Here is a 4,616-nt window from a genome sequence, read left to right as displayed (position 1 = left end):
TCCCACGTGGACCGCTCCATCACCGGGCCGGGCGATTTCATCCAGACCAACATCGTTGGCACCTTCAACCTGCTGGAAGCCTGCCGCGGTTTTTGGGGCACTGATCTGAAGGATAAACGTTTTCACCACATTTCCACCGATGAAGTCTATGGCAGCCTGGGGGCCACGGGTTATTTCCTGGAGACAACTCCTTACGCGCCCAACTCCCCCTACTCGGCCAGCAAGGCCTCCAGTGACCTGCTCGTGCGCGCCTACCACCACACCTATGGCCTGCCCACGGTGATCACCAATTGCTCCAACAACTACGGCCCCTTCCAGTTCCCGGAGAAGCTCATCCCCGTGGTCATTCAAAGCGTCCTGGCCCGCCAACCCATTCCCGTCTATGGTGATGGCCTGAATGTGCGCGACTGGCTTTACGTGCGCGACCACGCCCAGGCCCTCTGGCAGGTACTCACCCGGGGAAAGGAGGGCGAGACCTACAACGTCGGCGGCCACAACGAGTGGGCCAATATCCACATCGTCCAGCTCATCTGCGACCTGATTGATGAGCTGGCCCCGCAGGTGGGCGGCAACTCCCGCCAGTTGATTACCTACGTCAAGGACCGGCCCGGCCATGACCGGCGCTACGCCATTGACGCCACCCGGATCAAAAACGAACTCGGCTGGGTCCCCGCCCACACCTTTGAACAGGGCATTCGCGAAACCGTCCAGTGGTATCTCGACAATCAACCCTGGGTTGCCGAGGTGAAAAAAAAGGCATAGCGCTCCTTTCTCTAAGCGGGTCAGGACTTTTCTCCCCCCGCCAAAATCGTCTGAAAATGCGGTGGCTGTTCCTCACTTGCCACCACGCTGATTTCGATTTTCTTGAATCCCGCCGCTTCCAGCCAATGATGCATATCGCTCTCGGGAAATCCAAGCCAACGATCACCATACAACTCATGTGCCTTTTCAAAGTTGTGTTTCAGCAAATCCAAAATCCAGATATGCCCGCCCGGTTTCAAAATCTTGTAAGCCGATTGAATCGCTTTCGCCGGTTCCGCCGCATGATGCAATGCCTGGCTTAATATCACCAAATCCACCGAATGCGGATCGATCGGCGGATTCTCCAAGTCGCCCAATCGGAACTCCAAATTCTTCAGCCCATTCTTCTTCGCCTTGTTCGCTCCGAATTCAATGATCCGCTCCGAATTATCCACGGCGATGACTTTCTTCGCTTTCAGCGCCAGCAACTCACTCAGCAATCCCTCCCCCGAACCCAAATCCGCCACCGTCAACGGCGGCAATATCCGCAACAATAATTGCCCAAACGCCTGCCACGATCTTCCCGGCCCGTAACTCCGATCAAACCGTCCTGCCACCTGATTAAAGTAAACCTGCGCCTGCTCATTCCGCCTCGCCAATATCCGCTTCAAATTGATCTGATCGCTCCCATACTCCGGCAATTCCTTCGCGCCTCGAATAGACAGTTCAATGAACTCCTCAGCTACACTGTCCGCGCTCTGGTTGAGCTTATAGAACGTCCGCTTCCCTTCGCGCCTCGATTGCAACAAACCCGCCTCCTGCAACAACCCCAAATGCGTCGAAATCCTCGACTGCCCCATCCGCGTCACGTCCTGCAACTCATTCACCGACAATTCTTCCCCCTCCAGCAACGCCATGATGCGCAGCCGTGTGGGGTCGGATAATGCCCGTAATGCTCGTAGTGTTGAAGCCATGGTACGTTAGGTTAAATGGTGCAGATTTATTGAAATATCAGTTGACGCACCCAATAAGTTATATATCATCTTATCTTGATACGTCAATATGACTTTTAAACCCTATTCGACGATTTAATACATGAGCAAAAACTTCATCTTCTCTTCGGAGTCCGTCGGCGAAGGCCATCCGGACAAAGTGTGCGATACGATTTCGGACGCCGTGCTGGACGCCTGCCTCGCTCAGGATCCCAGGAGTCGCGTCGCTTGCGAAACTTACGCCAAGTCTAACCTCGTTGTTATCGGTGGCGAAATCACCACCAGGGCCAAGCTTGATTACAATGCCATCGCGCGCGAAGCCATCCGCGAAATCGGCTACGTGAATGATGATGATGTTTTCCACGCCGACCGCGTGCTCATCATGAACGCCATCACTTCCCAAAGCGCCGATATCGCCCAGGGCGTCGACGCCAAGGCCGCTGAAGGCAAGGACACCGACGAACAAGGTGCTGGCGACCAGGGTTTGATGTTCGGTTATGCCTGTAATGAAACGCCTGAGTTGATGCCGGCACCAATCATGTATGCCCACCAACTCGGCCGCGAACTCACTCGCATTCGCAAGTCCGGCAAGGTCGCCTGGCTGCGCCCCGACGCCAAAAGCCAGGTTTCTGTCCAATACGAAAATGGCAAGCCTGTCCGCATCACGAACGTTGTCATCTCCACCCAGCACGCCGAAGACGTGAAGCACAAGGAGATCAAGGATTTCATCATTAAGGAAGTCATCAGGAAGGTTCTCCCCGCTCAAATGTTGGATAAGAAGACCCAGTTCCTGATCAACCCTACCGGCCGCTTCGTCGTTGGCGGTCCTCAGGGCGACACCGGCCTGACTGGCCGCAAGATCATCGTCGATAGCTACGGCGGCATGGGCCGTCACGGCGGTGGTGCATTCAGCGGCAAGGACCCTTCGAAGGTCGACCGCAGCGCCGCCTACATGGGCCGCTACGTCGCCAAGAACATCGTCGCTTCCGGCCTCGCAACCTGCGCTGAAATCCAATTCGCCTACGCCATCGGCCATCCTGATCCCGTCTCCGTCTGCGTCAATACTTTCGGCACCGGCGCGGTCAGCGACGAAGCCATCGAGAAAGCGGTTCGCGAAGTCTTTAGTTTCAAGCCTGCCGCCATCGTCAAACAATTGAATCTTCTCCGCCCGATCTACTCCAAGACCACCAACTACGGTCACTTCGGCAAGGTGGACGACACGAACAGCATTACCTGGGAAAAAACTGATAAAGCTGCCGCCCTGAAGCGCGCTGCTAAATAAGGAAATCATTATCATGGCTAAAGTTAAATTATCCCCTGCCCGCGCCAAGGCCATCAAAGGTGGCCGCAAACCCGCACAGGAATTTCAAATCAAGGACATCGGTCTCGCCGAATGGGGCCGCAAGGAAATCGACATCGCCGAGCATGAAATGCCGGGCTTGATGTCCATCCGTCAAAAATACGCCGCGACCAAGCCGCTCAAGGGCGTTCGCATCACCGGTTCCTTGCACATGACCATTCAAACGGCTGTGCTGATCGAAACCCTCGTTGCTCTCGGCGCTACGGTTCGTTGGGCGAGCTGCAACATCTTCTCCACGCAGGACAACGCCGCCGCGGCCATCGCCAAGGCCGGCATCCCCGTCTTCGCCTGGAAGGGTGAAACGCTCGAAGAATATTGGGACTGCACCCTCAAGGCCGTTACCTTCCCCGGTGACAAGGGCCCTGAACTCGTCGTCGACGACGGCGGTGATGTCACCCTGCTCATTCACAAAGGTTATCAACTCGAAGATGGCGATAAGTGGGTCGACTCCGCTTCCGGCAGCCACGAAGAACAGGTCATTAAAAACCTGCTCAAGCGCGTCTACAAACAGAACCCCACGTTCTGGCACGGCGTCGTGAAGGATTGGAAAGGTGTCAGCGAAGAAACCACCACTGGCGTTCATCGTCTCTATCAGATGAAGGAAGCCGGCAAGCTCCTCGTCCCTGCCATCAACGTCAACGACTCCGTCACCAAGTCGAAGTTCGACAATCTCTACGGCTGCCGCGAATCCCTCGCTGACGGCATCAAGCGCGCCACCGACGTCATGGTCGCGGGCAAGGTCGCTGTCGTCTGCGGTTATGGCGATGTCGGCAAAGGCTCCGCTCACTCCCTGCGCGGTTTCGGCGCCCGTGTTATCGTCACTGAAATCGACCCCATCAACGCTCTCCAGGCCGCGATGGAAGGTTTCGAAGTCACCACGATCGAAGACACGCTCGGCACTGGCGACATCTACGTCACCACTACCGGTAACTGCGACATCATCACTCTGGAACACATGCAGAAGATGAAGGACCAGGCCATCGTTTGTAACATCGGTCACTTCGACAACGAAATTCAGATCGATCGCCTCAACAATGCCAAGGGCGTGAACAAGCTGAACATCAAGCCGCAGGTCGACAAATACACCTTCGCTGACGGTCACTGCATCTTCATGTTGGCCGAAGGCCGCCTGGTGAACCTCGGCTGCGCTCACGGTCATCCGAGCTTCGTCATGTCGAACTCCTTCTCCAACCAGACTCTCGCTCAGCTCGACCTCTGGGCGAACAAGGAATTCTACGAACCCAACGTCTATCGTCTGCCCAAGAAGCTCGACGAAGAAGTGGCCCGTCTCCACCTCAAGAAGATCGGCGTGAAGCTCACCAAGCTCACCAAGAAACAAGCCGACTACCTCGGCGTCTCTCCCGACGGTCCTTACAAACCCGACCACTATCGCTATTAAAAACCCGCGATAATCGTCGCAATCTTTCAAGGCGAACGGCACCCCCGTTCGCCTTTTTGCTTTTTGCACCAACTTCTCAGTTCGGATCATATCTGAATTCTGGCTTCTGAATTCCGCTTTTTTA

General features: G+C 55.6%; 4 protein-coding genes. 3 read left to right on the top strand and 1 reads right to left on the bottom strand.

The window, feature by feature from the left end:
* On the top strand, nt 1-762 hold a 762-nt coding region (gene rfbB, locus CFLAV_RS31435; protein WP_007418989.1), incomplete at its 5' end, for a dTDP-glucose 4,6-dehydratase.
* 20 nt (nt 763-782) lie between these two features.
* On the opposite strand, the gene CFLAV_RS31430 is transcribed toward rfbB, so the two are convergent.
* Complete coding sequence (locus tag CFLAV_RS31430) at nt 783-1,715, bottom strand: ArsR/SmtB family transcription factor (RefSeq protein ID WP_040551038.1); 933 nt, start codon at nt 1,713-1,715, stop codon at nt 783-785.
* 121 nt (nt 1,716-1,836) lie between these two features.
* On the opposite strand from CFLAV_RS31430, the gene metK reads away from it, so the two are divergent.
* Nucleotides 1,837-3,015 (top strand): methionine adenosyltransferase, encoded by a 1,179-nt coding sequence (gene metK, locus CFLAV_RS31425; RefSeq protein WP_007418987.1) that lies wholly within the window; start codon nt 1,837-1,839, stop codon nt 3,013-3,015.
* Nucleotides 3,016-3,028: 13 nt separating this feature from the next.
* The gene (ahcY, locus tag CFLAV_RS31420; protein WP_007418986.1) at nt 3,029-4,492 is read left to right on the top strand and encodes an adenosylhomocysteinase; all 1,464 of its coding nucleotides are present in this window, start codon (nt 3,029-3,031) and stop codon (nt 4,490-4,492) included.
* Nucleotides 4,493-4,616 lie beyond the last annotated feature (124 nt).

Origin of the sequence: Pedosphaera parvula Ellin514 (assembly GCF_000172555.1) — a bacterium.
In the GTDB taxonomy this organism is placed as follows: domain Bacteria; phylum Verrucomicrobiota; class Verrucomicrobiia; order Limisphaerales; family Pedosphaeraceae; genus Pedosphaera.
This window is presented reverse-complemented; position numbering and strand designations above follow the sequence as displayed.